The 22,121-nt window shown below is 61.0% G+C and carries 20 protein-coding genes and 1 pseudogene; 14 read left to right on the plus strand and 7 right to left on the minus strand.

The genetic code is table 11. From position 1 onward, the window contains the following. Positions 1 to 245 precede the first annotated feature (245 nt). The gene (locus tag HDG37_RS10410) at positions 246 to 1,208 is read left to right on the plus strand and encodes a response regulator (protein ID WP_184046675.1); all 963 of its coding nucleotides are present in this window, start codon (positions 246 to 248) and stop codon (positions 1,206 to 1,208) included. 41 nt (positions 1,209 to 1,249) lie between these two features. Here HDG37_RS10410 and HDG37_RS10415 read toward each other — a convergent pair whose 3' ends face one another. Both HDG37_RS10415 and HDG37_RS10420 read right to left on the minus strand, forming a co-directional pair. Continuing rightward, positions 1,250 to 2,215, minus strand: coding sequence for an alpha/beta hydrolase (locus HDG37_RS10415; protein WP_184046677.1), 966 nt, complete (start codon positions 2,213 to 2,215; stop codon positions 1,250 to 1,252). Positions 2,216 to 2,217: 2 nt separating this feature from the next. Further along, a complete protein-coding gene (locus tag HDG37_RS10420) occupies positions 2,218 to 2,745 on the minus strand; it encodes a thioesterase family protein (RefSeq protein ID WP_184046679.1) in 528 nt (175 codons plus the stop codon). Between the two features lie 254 nt (positions 2,746 to 2,999). Between HDG37_RS10420 and HDG37_RS10425 the strand changes: the two genes are divergently transcribed. Further along, positions 3,000 to 3,344, plus strand: coding sequence for a DUF4148 domain-containing protein (locus HDG37_RS10425; protein ID WP_184046681.1), 345 nt, complete (start codon positions 3,000 to 3,002; stop codon positions 3,342 to 3,344). 179 nt (positions 3,345 to 3,523) lie between these two features. On the opposite strand, the pseudogene HDG37_RS10430 reads toward HDG37_RS10425, so the two are convergent. The 4 genes and pseudogenes from HDG37_RS10430 to phnC all read right to left on the minus strand — a co-directional run. After that, positions 3,524 to 3,758: pseudogene (locus HDG37_RS10430) on the minus strand (EamA family transporter); the annotation flags it as partial. 92 nt (positions 3,759 to 3,850) lie between these two features. Continuing rightward, a complete protein-coding gene (gene phnE / locus HDG37_RS10435; protein ID WP_184046683.1) occupies positions 3,851 to 4,690 on the minus strand; it encodes a phosphonate ABC transporter, permease protein PhnE in 840 nt (279 codons plus the stop codon). Further along, positions 4,687 to 5,664: a phosphonate ABC transporter substrate-binding protein gene (gene phnD / locus HDG37_RS10440; RefSeq protein ID WP_184046685.1), complete on the minus strand. Its 978-nt coding sequence runs from the start codon at positions 5,662 to 5,664 to the stop codon at positions 4,687 to 4,689. Before phnD ends, phnE begins: the two co-directional genes overlap by 4 nt. Positions 5,665 to 5,723: 59 nt before the next feature. Next, on the minus strand, positions 5,724 to 6,608 hold the full coding sequence (phnC, locus tag HDG37_RS10445; RefSeq protein WP_184046687.1) for a phosphonate ABC transporter ATP-binding protein: 885 nt from the start codon (positions 6,606 to 6,608) through the stop codon (positions 5,724 to 5,726). A gap of 607 nt (positions 6,609 to 7,215) precedes the next feature. Between phnC and HDG37_RS10450 the strand changes: the two genes are divergently transcribed. From HDG37_RS10450 to HDG37_RS10485, 8 genes are all read left to right on the plus strand, one after another. Continuing rightward, a complete protein-coding gene (locus tag HDG37_RS10450) occupies positions 7,216 to 7,623 on the plus strand; it encodes a hypothetical protein (RefSeq protein WP_184046689.1) in 408 nt (135 codons plus the stop codon). Positions 7,624 to 7,668: 45 nt separating this feature from the next. After that, positions 7,669 to 8,337, plus strand: coding sequence for a M35 family metallo-endopeptidase (locus HDG37_RS10455; RefSeq protein ID WP_184046691.1), 669 nt, complete (start codon positions 7,669 to 7,671; stop codon positions 8,335 to 8,337). 10 nt (positions 8,338 to 8,347) lie between these two features. Next, positions 8,348 to 9,136, plus strand: coding sequence for a hypothetical protein (locus HDG37_RS10460; protein ID WP_184046693.1), 789 nt, complete (start codon positions 8,348 to 8,350; stop codon positions 9,134 to 9,136). A gap of 358 nt (positions 9,137 to 9,494) precedes the next feature. After that, positions 9,495 to 10,529 (plus strand): M14 family zinc carboxypeptidase, encoded by a 1,035-nt coding sequence (locus HDG37_RS10465; RefSeq protein ID WP_184046695.1) that lies wholly within the window; start codon positions 9,495 to 9,497, stop codon positions 10,527 to 10,529. Continuing rightward, positions 10,526 to 11,386, plus strand: coding sequence for an alpha/beta fold hydrolase (locus HDG37_RS10470; protein WP_184046697.1), 861 nt, complete (start codon positions 10,526 to 10,528; stop codon positions 11,384 to 11,386). Before HDG37_RS10465 ends, HDG37_RS10470 begins: the two co-directional genes overlap by 4 nt. Before the next feature lie 185 nt (positions 11,387 to 11,571). Further along, the gene (locus HDG37_RS10475) at positions 11,572 to 16,410 is read left to right on the plus strand and encodes an NAD-glutamate dehydrogenase (RefSeq protein WP_184046699.1); all 4,839 of its coding nucleotides are present in this window, start codon (positions 11,572 to 11,574) and stop codon (positions 16,408 to 16,410) included. A gap of 172 nt (positions 16,411 to 16,582) precedes the next feature. Further along, on the plus strand, positions 16,583 to 17,488 hold the full coding sequence (locus HDG37_RS10480) for a cation diffusion facilitator family transporter (RefSeq protein WP_184046701.1): 906 nt from the start codon (positions 16,583 to 16,585) through the stop codon (positions 17,486 to 17,488). 299 nt (positions 17,489 to 17,787) lie between these two features. Then, a complete protein-coding gene (locus tag HDG37_RS10485; protein WP_184046703.1) occupies positions 17,788 to 18,492 on the plus strand; it encodes a hypothetical protein in 705 nt (234 codons plus the stop codon). Positions 18,493 to 18,630: 138 nt separating this feature from the next. On the opposite strand, the gene HDG37_RS10490 is transcribed toward HDG37_RS10485, so the two are convergent. Next, the gene (locus HDG37_RS10490; RefSeq protein ID WP_184046704.1) at positions 18,631 to 19,542 is read right to left on the minus strand and encodes a LysR substrate-binding domain-containing protein; all 912 of its coding nucleotides are present in this window, start codon (positions 19,540 to 19,542) and stop codon (positions 18,631 to 18,633) included. Between the two features lie 102 nt (positions 19,543 to 19,644). On the opposite strand from HDG37_RS10490, the gene HDG37_RS10495 reads away from it, so the two are divergent. From HDG37_RS10495 to HDG37_RS40300, 4 genes are all read left to right on the plus strand, one after another. Then, entirely contained in the window at positions 19,645 to 20,301 is a 657-nt protein-coding gene (locus HDG37_RS10495) for a TIGR00730 family Rossman fold protein (protein ID WP_184046706.1), read from the plus strand. Positions 20,302 to 20,348: 47 nt separating this feature from the next. Further along, positions 20,349 to 21,050: a hypothetical protein gene (locus HDG37_RS10500; RefSeq protein WP_184046708.1), complete on the plus strand. Its 702-nt coding sequence runs from the start codon at positions 20,349 to 20,351 to the stop codon at positions 21,048 to 21,050. 81 nt (positions 21,051 to 21,131) lie between these two features. After that, positions 21,132 to 21,536: an NUDIX domain-containing protein gene (locus tag HDG37_RS10505; protein ID WP_184046710.1), complete on the plus strand. Its 405-nt coding sequence runs from the start codon at positions 21,132 to 21,134 to the stop codon at positions 21,534 to 21,536. Between the two features lie 55 nt (positions 21,537 to 21,591). After that, positions 21,592 to 22,083, plus strand: coding sequence for a DUF6024 family protein (locus HDG37_RS40300; protein WP_184046712.1), 492 nt, complete (start codon positions 21,592 to 21,594; stop codon positions 22,081 to 22,083). Positions 22,084 to 22,121: the final 38 nt, after the last annotated feature.

Raw genomic sequence — 22,121 nt, forward strand, 5'->3', positions numbered from 1 at the left:
AAAGCGACTTGCAGCGACTGGCTCGCAGCGCACATGCCGGCAGGCCCGCGCCGGGCTGCGCCACCCGAGACGCGCGAACAGCGACGGCAGGCGGTCACCGGTAGTAGCGACAAGAACCCATTGATCATGCGGACCCGCGGGCGAGGCATCGCCCGGCATTCCTTGGGCAGTCGCTTGGCGAAACGTCAGATCGACCGACCGGTCGGTCGAGGGCCTTCGCGGCGGCGTGAGAAACACGTGAAGATATGAACAACTTTATTCGACCTCCCGTTTTTTATCCGTCCACAGTGGTTTTCGTCGACGACAACGACAGCTACCTCGACGCGCTCCGCCGTTTCTTCCCGGGCACCTACACGAACCTGTTTTTCACGCGTCCGCAAGCGGCCCTCAGCTATATCCGCCAGCACGCACGCGAGAATTCGCTCGAATTCGCGGCAGCGTCGGCGTGTCTGAGCGAACCGGGCGTCGAGCGCTTCGTCGAGACCTCGGCGGAGCGCGACATCGTCGCGCAGCCGTCGCGCTTCGAAGAAGTGGCGGCGGTCGTCGTCGACTACGACATGCCGGGCATCGGCGGCGTCGAGTTTTTGTCGTCGATCTCGCACCTGCGTTGCGCGAAGGTGTTGCTTACCGGCGTCGCGGATGAAACCGTCGCGGTGAAGGCCTTCAACGCCGGCATCGTCGACCTGTACCTGCGCAAGACCGACCCGGATTCGGCCAATCGCCTCACGCACTTCCTGAAGGACGCCAAAAGCCGCCATTGCGCGGAGTCGGGCTGGCTCGCGCTCGGCGAAAACGGCATGACCTACTGCGATCCGCGCACGCGCAAGGTGATCGACGAAGTGGTGGCCGCTCAGGGCATCGTCGAGTATTACTGGCGGCCCGAGCAGAACGTGATCCTGATGTTCGACGCCGCGGGCAACCCGAGCGTGTTCGTCGCGTGGGCCGAGAACGACTGGATCTCGCAGGGCGAGATCGTCGCCGACGAGGGTGGCCCGTCCGACCTGCTGCGCCAGCTCGCCACGCGCGAGGTGATGCCGCTGTTCTGGCCGGACCTCGCATATCGTGGCGGCATGAAGTTCCGGTCGCTGACGCCCCAAAGCATTCCTGGCTGGGACGACGCGTTCTTCGGCTGGACCCGCATAGAGCCGGCCGAGGTCGGCCTCGATCTCGTCACGTTCGCGCAGTGGCGCAGCGACCGCCATCGCTGAGCCGCGATAACGCGCCGGGCGCGGCGGTGCATATCGCCGCGCTAATGGCGTGCGTTTTCGCGGAGAAATTCGCATACAGCCCTGTGCATGGCCTGCACGCCGGGGCTTGTTTCAAGCGCGCGCCAGCATCCGTGCACGAGCCCCGTGCCGACCAGCAGCCGGGCATCTCCACCAGCTTCGCGAATTCGCTCGACGAACACGCGCGCGTCGTCGCGTAGGGGGTCGTGCTCGGCGCCGATGGCCAGCGTCGGCGGCAGCCCGTCGAAGCGGGTTGCGGCGAGCGGGATCGTCCACGCGGGGCCGGGGGTTGGATCGGCTTCCTCTCCTTTTCCCCAGTAAGCGTCGCGAAACTTATGCACGTCCGCGAGCGTCAGCATCGGCGCATCGGACTCGGTGTCGCGCGCGGGCAATTGCGGCTCGGTGCCGAGCATCGGATAGACGAGCGCGATGCCGCGCACCCCGCTCGCACATTCGTCACGCAGGCGTAGCGCGACGCTTGCCGCGAGCGTGCCGCCGGCGCTATCGCCCGCGAGTTGCAATGCGGCGCGCTGTGGGAGGTCGAACGGCAGGCGGTGGTTCAACGCGGCACGCGTGATCTCGAGGCAGTCGTCGTGCGCGGCCGGCGCACGATGCTCAGGCGCGAGCCGGTAGTCGACCGCGATCACGTCGAGGCCGGTGTCGGCGGCGAGGCGCGCCGTCACCATCTGATGACTGTTCAGCGAGCCGAGCACGAAGCCGCCGCCATGAAAATACAGCACCGTGCCGCGGATCGTGCCGTGTTCGCTTGCCTTCGCTGGACGCCGGTAGAGCCGTAGCGGGATCGCATGGCCCGCGTCGGTGCGAAAGCTTGTGTCCCGTGTGGTGAGTTCGCTGGGCAGTGGCGGCGTCAACGTCGCGGCGTAGCGGTCATACAGCTCGCGCTGCTCGCGCGGCGTCATCGCCGCGTGATGCGACGGATAGAGCGCGCTCGCTCGTTCGATAAAGGCGGCGATTTCCGGCTCGAGCATGGTCACTCCGTTTGAGTAGTGTTTCCCGTTTGCGCTGCGCATGGCAAAGCGATCACACGTCCCGCGAAACGCGCCGGCGGCAATGCCGCATGGGCTTGCGCGAGTTCGTGTACGCGCGCTTTGACGTCCGGATCGAAAGCAACGCCGCGCGCTCCGCTGGTATCGACGTGCAGCAGCATCTGCTCGCCCGCGGCGACGGGGCCGGTGCGTTGGCCTTGCGTCGTGTCCAGCGCAAACATTTCGAAGTACACGTGAATACGTTTCGCGTCGCAGCCGAGCACGCGCATGTCGACACGCACCTGCGTGCCTTGTTTGATTTCATGCAGATAGTTGAGATGCGCTTCGAGCGTGTAGATCGATCGATGCCGCTCTTTGCGCACCGCATCGGGCAGGCCGATCAGATCGATCAGCCCGTCGACCGCAAGACTGAAAATCAGCAGGTAGAACGCGTCGCGCATGTGGCCGTTGTAATCGACCCATTCGGCGCGCACGCCGTCGCGGTAAGAGGGCAGGGCAACGGGATGCGACATGAGCGTCTACCTCCTCGATCGAATGCGATGGCTGCGGCGCGTCGTTGGGCGTTATCAGTGTAGTGCATCGCGTTGAGGCTGCGCCGGGACGGGGTGGCCTCGAATTGTGGCCGCTATGGCAACGGTGAATTCATGGTTCAGGGCTTACTACGTGGCTCGACCGGCTTCTAAACTGCCTTAACCGCTGCGGATGGCCGATGGTCGCACCAGGCTCCGCGGCAATCGCATGAAGCCATCTCGGGAGGTTGGAAATCATGAAGTCCATCAGGTCGCTGATCGAAGCAGGGGCTATCGCCGCTCTCGTTGCCGCGCCGCTCGCGGCGTTTGCCCAGTCGAATCCGGCCGATCAGCCGCTCGCGCGCGCCCAGGTCCGCACCGAACTGATTCAGCTCGAAAAGGCCGGTCATGATCCGTCCAATGCGAACGTGATCGACTATCCGGCCAATATCCGGGCGGCCGAAGCAAAGGTCGCGGCGCAAAACCAGGCTGCGCAGAATAGCGGCTACGGTGCGCCGTCGAATGGCTCGTCGCAGCGCAGTGGCCGCACCGATTTCGCGCCGACTTCGTATTCCGTGCCGGTGGTGAATTACACGCGTTGATTGCAGCGTGTACAACTAACGTCACTTCCCAAGTGCAGCAACGCGACACCGTCGAATCTGACGAGCGGCGCGGTCGACAGCACGGGCTGAGGCTTCGGTTCACCGTTCGTCGTGAGTCCAGCAGCGCATCCTCGGTGCGGGCGCGACCTACGATTTCGGCTTCGTCAACCTGCTCGTCAGCGCCGAAAGGCGAGCGAGACGATGCCGCACGACACGAGCGCGATGCAGGGCGCGGCGAGCGGCTTCAGCACCTCGCCCGCGAATGCGAGTGCGCCGACGAACACGAGCATCGGCGAAAGACCGCGCGCAATCGGATACACCTGACCGAAATCGCCGCTTCTGTACGCGCGGATCAGCGCGAGCAGATAAGCCCCATTCGAGCACTGCCGACGCAACGATATACGGCCACGCGGCCACGCGGCCAGCGCCGGCAGCGGCAGCAACAAGGCCGGAATGGCGTTTCGAATCCGGCTGCTCACTGCCGCGCGCGCGAACGCGCGCCATCCTCAGATCACCCGTTCACGCAGCCACGCCGAGCCGAGATCGATCACCGTCACGACGACGATCACCATGATCATCACCGCGGCCGTCTGCGCATAGTTGAACGAGCGGATCGCTTCGTACAGCACGACGCCGATGCCGCCCGCGCCGACCATGCCGACCACCATCGCCGAGCGCACGTTCGACTCGAAGCGATACAGCGCGTACGAGATCCACAGCGGCAGCACTTGCGGCAGCACCGCATAGACGATTTCGTCGAGGCGCGTCGCGCCGGTTGCGCGCACGCCTTCGGCCGGGCGCGGATCGATCGCCTCGACCGCTTCTGCGAACAGTTTGGCGAGCACGCCCGTCGTATGCACCCACAGCGCGAGCACGCCGGCGAACGGCCCGAGGCCGACCGCGACGATGAACAGCATCGCGAAGACCATTTCGTTGATCGCGCGGCATGCGTCCATCAGGCGGCGCATCGGCTGCACGACCCACTGCGGCGCGAGATTGTGCGCTGACATCAGGCCGCAAGGCACCGCGCAGACGAGGGAGAGCGCGGTACCCCAGATCGCGACCGCCAGCGTCACGTACATCTCGTGCACGTAGCTGCGCCACTCGGTGAAGTCGGGTGGGAAGGAGTCCGCGGCGAACTGGCCCATGTTGGCCGAGTCGCTGAGCAGATCGAGCGGCCGCATGTCGGCGCCGTGCCACGCGCCGCCGAGTACCGCGAGCACCGCGATCCAGCCGAGCAACGACCACCAGCTGCGCTTGCCGGTACGATCTTTCGCCTGCGTCGTCTGCGCGGCGGCCGCTTCGCTCGCGCGCGCGGGCGACGTGCTCAGATCGGCGGAGTTCATTGCTTCGACTGTGCGTTGCTGAGCGCGCTCAGCTTCGCGTCGAGAGCGGCCAATTGCGTCTTGCGGTCGCTATCGGACAGATGTGCATCGTTCTCGATCTTCTGCTTCTGCTGGAACAGCACGATCTCGCGAATCGGCAGCAGTTGCCGATCCGACGATGCCTCGAAGCCGCTGTACTCGGTGATGCCGGCCATCACCGCTTTTTCGTGCAAATCGGTTTTCGCGTAGTTCAGGAAGAACTTGCGCAGCTTGTCCTTCGTCGCTTTCGGCAGATCCTTGCGCCACACGAGCGGGTCCGAAGGAATCAGCGGCGAGGTCCACAGCACGCGCACCTGCGCGAACTTGTCCGGATGCTCGCGCTTGAGCGTTTCCATCATCATGCTGTTGTTGGTCGCGATGTCGATCTTGTTGTTGACGACGGCCAGCAGATTCGCTTCGTGGCTCGACGGCAGCACGCTCTTGAACGACGTGTTGACCGGCGTGTTGTTCTTCGCGAACAGGTAGTAGCCAGGCACCAGCGTGCCCGACGTCGAGTTCGGATCGCCGAACCCGAGCGTCACGCTCTTCGTGTCCTTGAACACGTCGTCGAGCGTCTTGAAGCGGCTGTTCACGTTGGTGATCAGCAGCGAGTAGTAGCCGCTGTCGCCATTCGCGTGCTGCGCTTTCGCGAATACTTCGCCACCCGAACGATCGACGGCTTCGATCGCCGACGCGTTGCCGAAATAGCCGACCTGCACCTTGTTGAAGCGCATGCCTTCGATGATGCCCGCGTAATCGGTCGCGAAGAATGCCTTCACGTTCAGGCCGGTCTGTTTCTTCATGTCATCGATCAGCGGTTCCCAGCGTTGCTTGAGCACCGCCGACGAATCGGTCGAGAAGATCCCGAGGTTGATGTCCTCGGCGTGGGCCGCGGCGATGCAGGCGAAAGCGGCAGCGCCGGCCGCGAGCGTGATCAGGGAGCGCAGGAATTTCATCGGTTGAGATCCGGTTGAGTGGACGGAGAGAATCAAAAGCGCGCGACAGCGTGCGCGGTTCAGTTCGACGGCGCGGCGTTCAACGCGAACGCGTAGCGCGCGGCGGCGGTGTCGGGGGCGTCAGGCTCGTCGTGAGTTTCGTCTGCGTCGTGCGTCGCGTCGTCGAGCAGTTCGCGCGCATCGCCGCCGTAGAGTTTCTTTAGCAGCGCCGGTGTCAGCGCACTGGAAGGGCCGTCGTAGACCACCTTGCCGCGACGCAGCGCGACCGTGCGCGGGCAGTACTGCAGCGCGATGTCGACCTGATGCAGCGACACCAGCACCGTGATCCGGTGCTCGACGTTCAGCGCTTGCAGCATGTCCATCACGCGGCGCGACGACTCGGGATCGAGCGAGGCAATCGGCTCGTCGGCGAGCACGATTTGCGCACGTTGCACGAGCGCCCGTGCGAGCGCCGCACGTTGCTGTTGACCGCCCGACAGGTTCGCGGCCCGCTCGCGCGCATATTCGCCGATCCCGACCTCGTGCAGCGCGGCCCGCGACAGCGCGCGTTCCGCGCGCGGGAAGCGGCCGGAGAGACGCCGCCACCACGGCAGGCGCGCGAGCGCGCCGATCAACACGTTGGTTTCGACCGACAGCCGGTTCACCAGATTGAACTGCTGGAACACGAAGCCGATGTCGCGCCGAATGTTGCGCACCTCGCGCACGATGCGGCCGTTCTGCTGGATCGGCCGGCCGAGAATCTCGATTTGCGACGGCTGCGCGTCCGACGCGGTAAAGCCCGCGATATGCCGCAGCAACGTCGATTTTCCCGAGCCGGACGCGCCGATCAGCGCGACCATTTCACCGGGCGCGACGCGCAGATCGATTTCGTCGAGCGCTTTGCGGCCGTTACCGAACGTCTTGCTCAAACGCTCGATTCGAATAGCTTCACGGATCGCTTCCATCTGTATTCCCTCTCGCATCCGGCCACTGCCGGCAGGTGTGGGCTCATTCTAGGAAGCGACTGTGACGGTTGAGTGAAGGCATCGCAACGTCTAGACGACTACATCTTTGTGCGTCGCGTTTTCCGCTGTGTCATGTGTCGTCAGGATGGCAAAACGAAGTCATTGCGAAGTCAGCGCCAAGTCAGTGATGCGAACGGACAGTGACATACGGATGACAGGATTCGCATGCAACGTACGACGCGACAATCGTAGCGATCAGGAACTGTTCACCGGGTTTGCGCTTGACGCCAAGGGGCTCCCCAACCGTCGGCTGACACAGGCGGACGCGGCAGCGCTTCTCGCTGACGCTGCGCAAGGCGCGAACGACAAACTGACGGCCATGAACGCTTTCTCAACGAAGCACTGACCGGCGTCGATCGCAGTCGGCAAAGACGGTTCAATGCCGTTTTTTGAACCGCCGGACCGGAAAGGTCCACTGAAAATGAGATGCCCGGAACCATCGTAAATATTTGTCAAAATTCTTTAATCTCAAATTAAAGGTGTTGACCGTAACCCGTTTGGATGATTAATTTGCCGAGTGTTTCCTGGAAAAACCAGAAGAGGTCAAATGGAACAACAGAAGGAGGATGGTGTCGGAGACAAGGAAGAATGCCTGCTTTGTCGTGTCACCTATTCAATATACTCAAACTTCCCGCCAATGCCGTCTGCAATGGCGCTGAACGCCGAAACCGGAGAATGGTTTTCGTTAGATAGGCTGAAGTCGTATTCAAACGGTTACGACATGGCCGAAGCCCTTGGTTACGCATGGGCTTGCAACTGTCGCGAGCGTGCCCCTAAACGGTTCAATGAACAGTTCACGCTCAGAGACTCTACGGGCAAGCGACTGGTGGGTGTGCGTTACCGGGTGAGCGCTGGTTCGAGGGTCATTGCGAGTGGCGTAACGGATTCTCAGGGGCGCACGCAGCGCACTCCGACAGATAACCCGCAACAGCTTTCCATTGACGCTGCTGTATAGCGATAAAGCGACAGCCTCATTTTTCAATTTCGGAGAATTAGCACAATGTCAGATTATGAATTCGTAACCGTTCACAATTCAGCAGTTACGAATGCAGACCCAAATTCAATGGTTACAGTTACCGTGGATATCAGCGGGCCGCCAATCTGCTACAACATGAGCGATGCCGAATTTAGAAAGGCTGTGCTGACGTTGCGCGACGATGCAGTCAGGGTGATCGAACTCAGAGTTCAGGAGTTATCCAACTGGCATGCCGCCGCTAAAACGAGAGTAAAACAATGGTTTGGAAGTTCAGACGAAGATACCCGTACCAAACTTATGAGTGGCCTGAAGGCACTTGTACCCGTTATGAATGGGCTGACCGCAAGAAACTTCGTACGTGTCGATTCACAGCAAGACAGGGCTACGGGTTGTGTGCCTGGTAGGAAAAATCTCGACGGACAGGTTGCGCACGTATGCGCTCCCGATACGGCTACACATACCATTGCAATCAATCGGGATTTCTGCGCATTACCTCAGAAATCTGCGTCCAGATTGTCTTCAATGCAACTGACGATTGTTCACGAATGCACACATTTCATAGACACATTTGGCTCCGTGGATCATCCGGGAGGGTATGGGTACACAGCCTGTACGTGGTTGGCGCGCGAACACGCTTATCGTGCAATAACCAACGCAGACAGTATTGCCTGGTACGTTTTGGCACTCCACTAACGATATGAACATGAAATCTATTCGTTGCGCTTTGGGTTCAGTCACCGTGGCGATATCGTTGCAATCGCATGCCTGCTCAGTCTTTCTTCAGGACAACATGCAATTGCCGCTTAACACTGCTGATGTAGGCAATAGTGACCGTCTTTCTCTGACTCGCCACTATCTGACAGCAAGGGATTGGACAACGGAAGGCGCGAGCGTAGAGGTCGATGCGGCAGCTTTTGAAACCGAGCGGAATCCAGAAGAGCTTGCTGCCTTGCGAGGAAAGAATGTCATGGCGTTCCTGGTTCAACTAGGTTTGGACAAGGAAAAAATACACGTCTATGAACGGGTCATCGAACTGAGCAGGGGCAAGGTCGATCCAGATAACAAATGGCAGATCGGTGTCAAGTTCGTTCCAAACTGTCCGTCTTCGGGATGTCAGAACCTATGTAATAGCCCAAAGCTACAGGGAGTCGCCAGCTATGCGGTAACGGCTGATACACCGGGTCCAGCACCCGGAAGCAACCGCTTTACTTGTGGAGACGATCGCGAGCCGACGAAAGTCCGTATTCTCGACACTGAGGTGTGGACCGCGCGAACTGAAGAAAAATCGTTGACTCTGATCGGGAACGACGGCTCCGGCAATCGGAAACCTCTAGCAGATACTTGTTACCGCGTGACAACCAGCGTGCAGGAGTACATTGGGGTGACTGACGATCAGGGTCGTACCGAGCGTATGCAGTTGCTTGGTCCCGAACGCACGAAGATCGAGATGCAGGTCGATGCGGATCGGTATCCCGTGAGGGACGATGACTGATCGACAACTATGTCAGTCTTTCTTTTGTCGCGAGGTGATAGCCTGAAATGACGCCCGCTTCGGCGGGAATCCGCAATGCCCTCTGTCTGCCGCACCCGACTTGTAAAAAAGCCGCAATCTTCGTCATTCGCCCGCACTTCTCCGACTGGCGGTGAGTTATGGTCAGACACCGGTAATGGGCTCGGCACTTGCTACATCCCGACTACCGTTTTTTCCCGCGCTCGCGCGTGGGCATGGCGAGCCTCTGTGCATCGGCCCACGTTGGACTGCGCAACTGTCACAGCAGACGGATATATTAGGGGCGGTGCGGCGCACCGGGTTCCGCACTCCGTCCCTCCAACGTTCCGATTGACGTTCCATGCCGGCTATAAGCTTCCTACCTGATAGCTTCGAAGAATACGAAGACCTCAAGTCGATCCTGGACCAGGGCAGCGCGAGCTTCGAAATCCGTGTCATCTGCGAGACGGAGGTGCGCGGCCGGCGCTTTTCCGTCTACACCGCGAGCATCGGTTCATCCGATTCGCTCGCGCCCGCTATTGGTTTTATTGGCGGCATTCACGGACTCGAGCGAATCGGCTCGCAACTCGTACTCGACTATATGCGGGCGCTACTTGCGCGGCTCGAATGGGACGAATTGCTGGTCCGGCAATTGCAATCCATCAGGCTATATTTCTGCCCTATTGTTAATCCCGGCGGCATGTGGGCAGCGACGCGCGCGAATCCGCGCGGCGTCGACCTGATGCGCAACGCACCGCAAGACGCCGACGCGCGCGTGCCGCTGCTGGCGGGCGGCCAGCGCGTCGGCGCGTGGTTGCCTTGGTATCGCGGCCGCGCGGGCGAGCCGATGGAGGTCGAGGCGGCCGCGCTGCTGCAAGTCGTCGAGACGCAACTCGCCGCGCGGCCGTTGAGCATCGCGCTCGATTGCCATTCCGGCTACGGCTGGAGCGACAGTATCTGGTTTCCGTACGCCCGAACCCGCCGGCAGATGCCGCATCTGCCCGAAATGTACGTGTTGAAGAGCATGTTCGAACACGCGCATCCGCATCACGGCTACACGTTCGAGCCGCAAAGCCATCAGTATCTGCTGCACGGCGATCTGTGGGACTACGCGTATGACCGCACGCCGGCGCCGAACGTCTTTCTGCCGATGACGCTCGAACTCGGCTCGTGGCTGTGGATCAAGAAAAACCCGCGGCAGTTGTTTTCGCGGCAGGGGATGTTCAACCCGGTCATGGAGCATCGCACCGCGCGCGTGCTGCGGCGCCATGCGAACCTGTTCGACTTCCTCGCGCGCGCGGCGTTTTCGGCGCAGCGCTGGCTGCCGCAAGGCAACCGTCGCGAGCAGTTGCTGCAAAGCGCGCTCGATCACTGGTACGGGCCGGATCGCGTATGAGCACATGGATTCTGCTGCGCGGACTGACGCGGGAAACGCGGCATTGGGGGCGCTTGCCGGCGGCGTTGCGCGAAACCCTGGGTCAAATTTCGGGCGATCGCTTGCGCGATGCAACCCCAGCCGCAACGAGCACGACCGGCTTGCGTTTGCTGCTGCTCGATCTGCCTGGCAACGGTGAATACGTGCGGCGGCGCGCGCCCGCGAGCGTCGCGGGCATGGTCGCATTCGTGCGGCAGGCAGCGCTCGAAACGGGTGTGCCGGGCCCCTACAACGTGCTCGCGATGTCGCTCGGCGGCATGGTCGCGACCCACTGGGCACAGCGTCATCCCGGCGAGATCGAACGGCTCGTGCTGATCAATACGAGCATGCGGCCATTCAGCCGCATGCTCGAGCGGCTGCGGCCGTCGGCGTGGCCTGCTCTGCTCGGCGTCGCGGCGCATTGGAGCGATGCCGCCGATGCCGAGAGCGGCATCCATCGACTCACGTGCAATAACCTCCACACCTTGGGCGCGGATCTCGCTGCCTGGACCGCGATTCGCCGCAGCGCGCCGGTGAGCCGCGCGAATGCGCTGCGGCAATTGTGGGCGGCCGCGTGCTTTAGCGCGGCGCCCGCCGCGCCGGAGTGTGCACTGCTGATTCTGTCGTCGGAAGCCGATGGGCTCGTCAACCCGGTCTGTTCGGCGAAGCTCGCGGCGGCGTGGGGCGCGCCGCATCGCAAGCATCCGTGGGCCGGCCACGATCTACCGCATGACGATCCCGCGTGGACGGCCGCGCAGATTCGCGCGTGGCTCACCCAGCGCGCCGAGAATAGCGATGCGGCCGTGCCCGCACCGGCGCCCGCAAAGCCCGCGCGTTGAGCCGCGCACGGCGTTGCCGCGCCGCAGCGATGCTAGAGCCTGGCGATTCCTCGACGACCGGTCAGCGGGTATTACCTGACTGCGCGAAACGGCCGTATCGCGTACGGCAGGCGCATAATTCCAAGTCAGACGTTGCCTGCGAATCACGCGATACTCACCATTGCCGCCAGCCAGGGGAGTCGATCATGCAAGCAAAGAACGAAGAAGCCGTCACACACCTGCTGAACGATGTTGTCGAATTTGCGCGGGGGCGGTTGCCGGAGCCGACCTTCAATATCGTCGAACCCTTCCTGCGGCATTACTACGATTTCGTCGACGCGGGCGATCTGCAAAGCCGCTCGATCGCCGATCTGTACGGCGCGGCGCTGGCCCACTGGCAGACCGCGCAGCGCTTCGTGCCGGGCGAGCAGCGGCTGCGCGTGTATAACCCGATCCTCGAACAGCATGGCTGGCATTCCGATCACACGGTGATCGAAATCGTCAACGACGACATGCCGTTTCTCGTCGATTCGGTCGCGATGTCGGTCAACCGGCATCGGCTCGCGCTGCATTCGGTCGTCCATCCGGTATTTCGGGTCTGGCGCGCGCCGGACGGCAGCATCGCGCGCGTGAGCCAAGGTGCCGAAGAAGCCGGCGATACGCGCTCGCATCTGACCTCGTGCATCCATTTCGAGGTCGATCGTTGTGGCGATGCCGCAAAACTCGACGCGTTGCGCGACGACATCGCGCGCGTGCTCGGCGACGTGCGCGCGGCGGTCGAGGATTGGCCGAAGATCATCGAACGCGCGAAGCAGACCATTCAAGATATGAAGGTGCGCGAAACCGGTCCCGAGGGCGTCGAAGCGCGCGCGTTCGTCGAATGGATGGTCGCCGATCATTTCACGTTCCTCGGCCACCGTGATTACGAACTGGTGCAGCACGACGGCGGCTTCGGTTTGCGGGCGGTCGCGGGCTCCGGTCTCGGCATTCTGCGCGATGCGCAGCAGCCGGGCGGCGCGGCGGAAGTCACGCCGTTGCCGCCGGCGGCCGCGGAGATCATCTCCGGGTCGTCGCCGATCTTTCTGACTAAGGCCAATTCGCGCGCCACGGTGCACCGGCCCGGCTATCTCGACTATGTCGGCATCAAGCTGAGCGGCGCCGATGGCAAGGTGACGGGCGAGCGGCGCTTCATCGGCCTGTATACGTCGACCGCTTATTTCGTGTCGGCCGCGGAGATTCCGATCGTGAGGCGCAAATGCGCAAATATCGTCAGACGCGCCGCATTCCTGCCGAAAGGTCATCTGGCGAAATCGCTGGTGACGGTGCTCGAGACCTATCCGCGCGACGAATTGTTCCAGGCCGACGAGGACCAGTTGTACGACACCGCCCTCGGCGTGCTGCGTTTGCAGGAGCATCAGCGCACGCGGCTGTTCGTGCGGCGCGATCGCTTCGATCGCTTCGTATCGTGCCTCGTGTTCGTGTCGCGCGACAAGTACAACACTGATCTGCGGCAGCGCGTCGCGAACCTGCTCGCCGACGCATTCAATGGTGAGAACGTCGAATTCACGCCGCTGCTGTCGGAGTCGACGCTCGCGCGAATTCATTTCGTCGTCCATGCCAAGGCGGGCGGCATGCCGAGCGTCGACACGCGCGAGCTCGAAGCGCGCCTCGTGCAGGTCGCGCGACGCTGGCAGGACGATCTGGCCGACGCATTGCTCGACGCGTACGGAGAAGAGCAGGGCAACCGATTGCTGCAGCACTACGCCGATTCGTTCCCGGCCGGCTATCGCGACGACTATCCGGCGCGCACGGCCGTGCGCGATATCGAACTGATCGAGCACGTGCAGGGCAGCGAGCGGCTCGCGATGAACCTGTACAGGCCGATCGAATCGGGACTGCGCGCGTTCCGTTTCAAGGTGTATCGCGCGGGGCTGCCGATCGCACTGTCGCGCAGCTTGCCGATGCTCGAACATCTGGGCGTGCGCGTCGACGAAGAGCGGCCTTATCTGATCGAGGCGCCCGGTGCGATGCCCGCGTGGATCCACGACTTCGGCCTCGAACTCGCGGACGATACCGAGTTCGACATCGAGCGGGTCAAGGATCTGTTCGAACAGGCGTTCGAGCAGGTGTGGACCGGCACGATCGAAAGCGACGACTTCAACCGCCTCGTGCTGCGCGCGCAGCTCAATGCACGCGAGGTGACGATTCTGCGCGCTTACGCGAAGTACTTGCGGCAAGTCGGTTCGACGTTCAGCGACGCGTATATCGAACGCGCGGTGACCGGCAATCCGGCGATTGCGCGCATGCTGGTCGACCTGTTCATCGCGCGCTTCGATCCGGCGCTCGGCGCGGTACGCGAGGCCCGCGTCAACGCTTGTCTGGAGACGATCGACAGCGCGCTCGACCAGGTGCCTAATCTCGACGAAGACCGCATCCTGCGGCAGTTCCTCGGCGTGATCAAGGCGACCAAGCGCACCAACTACTACCGCCATGACGCTCTGGGCCAACCGAAGCCGTATCTGTCGTTCAAGTTCGATCCCGCCCAGGTGCCCGGCTTGCCCGAGCCGAAACCGATGTTCGAGATCTGGGTCTATTCGCCGCGCGTCGAGGGCGTCCATCTGCGAGGCGGGCGCGTCGCGCGCGGCGGCCTGCGCTGGTCTGATCGGCGCGAGGATTTCCGCACCGAAGTGCTCGGCCTGATGAAGGCGCAGATGGTGAAGAACGTGGTGATCGTGCCGGTCGGCTCGAAGGGCGGCTTCGTCGTCAAGAATCCGCCGCCGCAGAGCGAGCGCGATGCGTGGATGCGCGAGGGCGTCGCGTGCTATCAGACCTTCCTGCGCGGCTTGCTCGACGTGACCGACAATCTGGCGGGCACCGACGTCGTGCCACCGCCTCACGTGGTGCGCCACGATTCCGACGACCCGTACCTGGTCGTCGCCGCCGACAAGGGCACGGCCACGTTTTCCGACTACGCGAATGCGATCTCGCAGGAATACGGTTTCTGGCTCGACGACGCGTTCGCGTCGGGCGGCTCGGTCGGCTATGACCACAAGAAGATGGGCATCACCGCGCGCGGCGCGTGGGAGTCGGTCAAGCGGCACTTCCGCGAAATCGGCGTCGACACGCAGAGCGAGGACTTCACGGTGGTCGGTGTCGGCGACATGTCGGGCGACGTGTTCGGCAACGGCATGCTGCTGTCGCCGCATATCAAGCTGCTCGCCGCGTTCGATCACCGCCATATCTTTCTCGATCCGACTCCCGATCCCGCGGCGAGCATGGCGGAGCGCGCGCGGCTCTTCATGCTCGACCGTTCGAGCTGGGCCGATTACGATCCGTCGCTGATCTCGGCCGGCGGCGGCGTGTTCCCGCGCAGCGCGAAGACGATTCCGCTATCGACGGCGGTGCAGGCGGCGCTCGGGATCAGCGCGGCGGTGCTCTCGCCGGCCGAGCTGATGCGCGTGATTCTGCAGGCGCCGGTCGATCTGCTTTACAACGGCGGCATCGGCACCTATGCGAAGGCGAGCCGCGAGACCAATCAGCAGGCGGGCGATCGCGCGAACGACGCGATCCGCGTGAACGGCGCGGATCTGCGCTGCAAGGTCGTGGCCGAGGGCGGCAATCTCGGCTTGACGCAACTCGGGCGCATCGAGTTCGCGCAGCGCGGCGGCCGCATCAATACCGATGCGATCGATAATTCGGCCGGTGTCGATTGCTCGGATCACGAGGTCAACATCAAGATTCTGCTGGGCCTCGTCGTCGCCGACGGCGAGATGACGGAGAAGCAGCGCAATGCGTTGCTTGCCGAAATGACCGATGAAGTCGGTCTGCTCGTGCTGACGGACAACTACTATCAGACCCAGGCTTTGTCGATCGCAGGCCGTTTCGGCGTGGAGCTGCTCGATGCCGAAGCGCGCCTGATGCGCTATCTGGAGAAGGCGGGGCGGCTCAATCGCGTGATCGAGTTTCTGCCCACCGACGAGGACATCGCCGAGCGCGCGGCCGCGAAGCAGGGACTGACGACACCCGAGCGCGCGGTGCTGCTCGCGTACAGCAAGATGTGGCTCTATGACGCGCTGCTCGAATCGTCGATGCCGGAAGACCCGCTCGTCAGCGATATGTTGATCGAGTACTTTCCGAAACCTCTGCAGCAGCGTTTCCGCGAACCGATGCAGCGCCATCCGCTGCGCCGTGAAATCCTCGCGACGCATCTGACCAATGCGCTCGTGAATCGCGTCGGCTGCGAGTTCGTGCATCGGCTGATGGAGGAGACCGATGCACAGCCCGGCGACATCGTGCGCGCGTGCATCATGGCGCGCGACGTGTTCGATCTCGATCAGATCTGGCGCAGCATCGACGCGCTCGACAACCGCGTTCCCGACGACGTGCAGGCACGCATGTTCGCGGAGGTCGCGCGGCTCGTCGAACGTTCGGCGCTGTGGTTCCTGCGGCATCTGCAAACAGGCGCGGCCGGCGACGACGTGACCGGCCTGCTCGCGCGCTGTCGCGACGCCGCGCAGCGTCTCGCGCCACAATGGCCGGCGCTGTTGCCTGGCGCGGACCTCGAAGCGTTGTCGGAGCGGCAACGGGTGTTCGTCGATGCGGGTGTCGATAGCGATCTCGCGGTGCGGATCGCGAGCGGCGAGGTGTCGGCCGCTCTGCTCGATATCGCCGAAGTCGCGTCGACGTGCGGGCGCAATCTCGAACAGGTCGCGGGCGTCTACTTCGCGCTCGGCACGCTGCTGAATTACAGCTGGATCAGCGAGCGCGCCGCCTCGTTGCCGGCGCCGACGCATTGGGACATGCTCGCGCGCGCATCGGCGCTCGCCGAACTCGCACGGCTCAAGCGCGCGCTGACCACGAGCGCATTGGCCGGCGCGACCGATGCATCGACGCCCGATTCGCTGGTGCAAGCGTGGCGCGACAAACGCGCGGCACAGCTCGAGCGTTATACGCGTCTGCTGACCGATCTGCGGGCGACGGGCGGCGCGAGTCTTTCGGTGCTGCTGGTTGTCGTACGGGAGATGGCGGCGCTCGAGAGGGCGTGACCCGCACGAATGGTGCAAAGGACGCCTGGTGAACTGGCGGCACGACGGCACATCAGGTCCGCTTCCTGCGACCGGGTGTGTCGTTGTCATCCATAATATCGAGTACTTGCCGATCACTTCGCTCGTGCAATACCCAACAATACCCAGACCACTCACCGACCCCCGCCAGCAGATGAAAGAAGAATCGCCGAAAGCCATTTTCTACGCACTCGCCGCCAACTTCGGCATCGCCGTCTGCAAGTTCGCCGCGGCGGCGTTCACCGGCTCCGGATCGATGTTCGCCGAAGCGATTCACTCCACCGCCGACTGCGGCAATCAACTGCTGCTGCTATTCGGACTGCGCGAAGCGCGCAAGCCGGTGAGCCCTTTGCATCCGATGGGCAGCGGCCGCGAAATCAACTTCTATTCGCTGCTGGTTGCGTTGCTGCTGTTTTTTGTCGGCGGTGCGTTTTCGGTGTATGAGGGCGTGCATCGACTGATTGCGCGCGAGCCGTTGCAATATGCGTTCGTCGCGTTGGCGGTGCTCGGTGTGTCGGTGGTGCTCGAATCGCTATCGTTGTGGGGCGCGCTCAAGGAGATTCGCAAGACGCATCCGGATAAAAATCTGTGGCACTGGTTTCGCGAGACGCGCGAATCGGATCTGCTGGTCGTGGCCGGCGAAGATATCGCCGCGCTGTTCGGTCTCGCGATCGCCTTCGTCGCGGTGCTATCGACGATGGTGACCGGCAGCCCCGTGTATGACGCGCTCGGCTCGGTGGGGATCGGTCTTCTGCTGATGACGATCGCGTGGCTCGTCGCGCGTGAAGTGAAGTCGATGCTCGTCGGCGAATCGGCGAGCCCGGAAGTGCGCAGCGCCATCGACGCGCATCTGCGCGCGCGTCCCGAGATTCGCGGCATCATCAACTTGATCACGCTGCAGTGGGGGCGTCACGTGGTGGTGGCGGTGCAGGCGGAAATGATCGACTACGCGAGCGGCCGCGCGATGGTCGATGCGATCAACGTCATCGAGGCCGATCTGCAGGCCACGTTTCCTCAGGTGCGCTGGGTGTTCTTCGAACCGGATGTGCCGCGCAATTAAAAATGTCTTCCATTCATAACGGGCACGCGTTCACGTCGCTCGAATCGACATCTCGTTGCTTGACAGGCCCGAAAAATGGCTGGGACCTCTTTGCGTGATCTGCGCGGCGGCGCTGGGCCTGTCGACCGGCGTGCTGTACTTGCGGCACACGGCGCCAGCAGCGCAGGCTGCGACGAGCGTCGTCGCGGATAGCGAAAGCAACGCGGCCGCGGCAGCCGCAGTGCACGCACCCGCGGCCGACACCGATAACTCGTTGCGCATCTTGCCCGGCGATTCGAGCCATCGCCAATGGCCTGGCGATGACGGACAGTCATCATCTGATCAGCAACGACACGTTGCGCGAACTGATCGACTTCTTTCTTCTCGAACAGGCAGACGACGACCGCGCGGATCAACTGAAGCTGTATCTGAGAACCCGGCTCCGTTCTCCGGCTTCGGAGGAAGCGGTGCAGATAGTCGAGCGTTATGTGGCCTATATGAAAGCGCACGACGAAACGCTCGCCACACAGAACCTGAATGCGCAGAGCCTGAATGCATCGAACGTCGACATTAACCGTATCTCGACGTGGCGTCAGCAGCGTGATCAGTTGCGGCAACGGATGCTAGGCGGCCAGGTCGAGCAGTTCTGGTATCAGAACGACGATTCGCAATTGACGCAGGCAATCGACGAATGGCGGCAACGCGCGGCCGATCAGGAAGGGGTAGCCGCGTCCGCGCAGCAACCGCGTTATCCGGTTCCACATTGGCAAAACAGCCGCGACGAAGAACTGCACATCCAATACCTGCTTGGGCCATTGCAAAAAGCGGTGACGAGTTTCAGCGAACGGAGCCACGAAGGACAGCATTGGGCCGAGCGGTATTCGAGCTATCAGAACGACGCTCAAAAGATTACTCACGATGCGAGTCTCGACGCCGCGCAGCGCAACGCGCAGCTTCAGGCGTTGCGGGTCAAGCTATTTCCGACCCAAGGCGAACAGCAGCGCGCGCATGAACTTGGACCGTGAGTGTGGCGGGTGAAAGGCAGGCCGGGATGAGGCGAAACGACATGCGTGAAGAGCGGGGGTGAAGGTCACGCACCTCAGCGGGTCTTCGAGCCGAAGCGCATACCGGGGTTCGACTTTGTTAGCCGTTACGTCCCTGCTTTAAACTCCAGGCGGAAGATCCTTACGGCATTCTTCGAGTAACCAACTGCGAAAGCTCGCAATATCGTCTTCCTGCGAGTGGGACGCATGCACGTAAAGATAGGTAGACCGCTCCACACTCACAAACCCCACGGGTGCGACGAGCCGGCCATCGGCCAGATCGCGCCGGACCAATAACTCCGGAGCGATCGCGAGTCCCACCCCGCTTCTTGCCGCTTCGATGGTCAGTGACAAGCTGTCCAATACCTGAGCGCAACACGAATCGACAGCCACTCCGACAGTTCGGCTCCACTCGCTCCATGCATTCATGCGTGACCTTGCGTGCAGCAGGCGCATCCCGCCGATGTCGCGTGGCGACCTGGGCACATTCGGCCAGTTGGGCGCGCAGACCGGCCCTATCATATCTGTCGTCAGGCAGGTCGCCGTGATGGCCGACGACGGAAATCGATCGGTGACTATCAAGGCATCGACTTCCCGCCTCAGCAATGCTGCAACATCGCCTCGCGCCTGAAAATTCAGTATCACCTCCGGTACGCGTCTTGAGAATTCCTCAATTCTGGGAAGAAGCCAGTGAGCGAGAAAGCTGACGGAACAGCCAATCGTGAGCTTGCGTTCTGGCCTCTGATCACGAATACCAACGCATTCGTCTTCGAGCAGCGCAAGCGCGGCCGAGCATGCACTCTTCAGTCGCTCGCCGTCTTTGGTCAGTCGAACTCCACCGCTGTGGCGAACGAAAATATCCTTTCCAAACCAGGTTTCGAGCGCACGGATCTGATGACTGATCGCACTATGCGTTATACATAAATCATTTGCCGCTTGAGTGAAGCTCTCGTAATTGGCTACGGCTTCGAAGCTTTGAAGGGCCCGGAGAGGAGGCAAGATGCGCATGATTAAGGGTAGAAATAAATTCACACCGATTGTGCAACTATTTCGCTACTCCGTCCAGCTGCCAGCCGATAGACTGTCGATCTGCATCGTTACGAAGTCCTATCCTTCTCACAAATAAGCAAGTCCATGCATGCAACCATCTTGCGAGAGCTTGAGAGTATCGAACAGCTTTCGGATTGCGTCGGCACCGCGGTAAGCATATTCGGCAGCGCGCGCATCAAACCTGGCCACGAAATATTTAGACTCACTCATCAAATTGCTTCCGGATTGTCGAGTGAGGGCTATACCGTAATTTCTGGTGGAGGCCCCGGCATTATGCGGGCTGCCAACGAAGGTGCGCGTACTGGAAAAACATGTACCATCGGATTCAATGTCGTGCTTCCTTTCGAGTCGGCCGATTTTCAATTTCAAGATATCTCACTTGTATTCGAAAATTTCTTCACTCGAAAAATTGCCTTCTGCAAATATTCTCGCGCATTTATTGCGATGCCGGGTGGGATGGGCACACTCGATGAGCTATTTGAAATTTTGACACTAAAGCAAACGAGGAAACTTAACCCCGTGCCAGTCGTATTGGTCGGTTCGCAATTCTGGGGAGGACTTATCGATTGGATGAGAACAAATCTGGAATCGGCTGGCCTGATCAGCGCAGGGGAACTCGATGAAATCAGGATTTTTGACGATGTGGACAGCGTCGTCAATTACTTGAAACTACGTGTCCCGATTCCGGATGCGTCAATCACACCACTCAGTCTCGTCCGGACCGGTCACGCGACAGTCTGAGGGTAATCGTATCAACGTCTCACCGCACTTTAAAAGGAAGGAACGCGATGCGTAATACGTTTTCAACACAACTGGTTATGTTTACAGGTGGACGGGATAGCACTCTCGCAGCTTGTCACCTGATGTTGCAGGGTATCCCCGTGCGACTCTACTCGGCGAATAGTGGCTGCTCACTGCATCGCGGCGTACTTGCCCACCGCGTCGATGAACTGCGGCGTCGCTTTGGGGATCTGGTGGTTGATCACACTGTGGAAGACATCAGCGGAGCGTTTCGCGCCATTGCCATCGAGAACATCGAGTCAGACATTATCAAATACCAAAAGAATCTTGTTCTGCTCGGTGAAAAGCTGGCTATTCACGCCCATATTGCGGATTTTTGCCGCCGAAACGGCATTGAGATCATCAATGACGGGATCACCAACTATCAAAACGAATTTCCTGAACAGCGCCTCGTTGCGAAGGAATTTTTCGTCGACATGATGAAAAAGTTTGGCATCGTATACCGATCACCGATTTATAAGTTCGCCCAGTCAGCGGACGACGTAAAGTACAAGCTACTGCAGGTGGGAATATCAACCAAATCACTTGAGGGTATCAGCATCTTCGGCGATAGCTTCACTACGCCGTCGGACGAAGTCATTCTTGCCTATCTTCAAGAGAAAATGCCGCTGGCTTTGAACATCGTTGACTTTTTGTCAGGCGGTGAACTGCGGTCTTTCCAGCCGGAACTTCTTGAGCAAGTGGCATAACATGGTGCTGCCGGCAATGACTGCATCAAGGCAGCATACCCAATTGCCGGCAAAGCTATCCTATCGTTCGAAAGCCCCAATATGAATAGCGCCAAAATCGTCAAATGCGCCGCGGCTATCATTCACGAGAAGTCGCTGCTCCTGACTCGAAAGCAGGGAACTGATACCTTCATCTCTCCTGGCGGAAAACCACTGTCCGGCGAATCTTGTTTGGACTGCCTTTGTCGTGAAATTCGCGAAGAGCTCAATATCGAAGTCAGCAAGCAAAGCTATCTCGGCGAATTCAGCGGCACCTCGACATTTGAAGACATGCCGATCGAAATGAACGTATATCTGGTTGAGATCGAAGGGGAACCGCGAGCCGGAATGGAAATCGATGAGTTGATGTGGTATCGCAGCGACAATGCAAGGCAGGATTTAAAGATTGGCTCTATCTTCCGCGATGCGATCATTCCTCTACTGACAAGTAAAAGGCTGATCGTCTGACTCTCTATCAAAGACGCACTGCCACAAGCATCGCGCCCGCTTTCTGGACTCCGATATGGACAGCGCCTCAATCGCACCAACTCTTCATCCTGACGCGACCGCAAATTTGTTCCGCCACACCAAGCAGCTTCGTGACGAATTGCGCGTCCGCCTAGCGGAAATCTATCACTTGCAGGCGTTCTCCATACACCTTGTGCCTTCCGTCCGCTACGGCCTACTGGCACTCAAGCAATGGCTCGAGTTGACTGGGAGACGAGTCGGTCTGCGAGCTGGCTCGCACTACGCGCCAATAGCACAGTTGTTCCGCGAGCCGATATCCTGGAAGCATCACGCGTGCGATGCCTGGATTGCAACGCACGTGGCACCGTATGTTGGCACAGTGTCCCGATTGTATCCGTCAGGATCGCTGCTGGAGATCGTAGATGCCTCGCATAGCTTTGCGACCAACCTTCACGCAGTTTTGCTTGAAACCGCCAATGTGTTCGTCGCCTGTTACGTCCCGCTGTATTCGGATTTCAGGGGAGCTGTTTGTCTCAGTATCAAATAGGATGAGTGTTAGAACGTCTCCTTGAACATCGTGAGATA

Origin of the sequence: Paraburkholderia sp. MM5384-R2 (assembly GCF_014201025.1) — a bacterium.
In the GTDB taxonomy this organism is placed as follows: domain Bacteria; phylum Pseudomonadota; class Gammaproteobacteria; order Burkholderiales; family Burkholderiaceae; genus Paraburkholderia; species Paraburkholderia tuberum.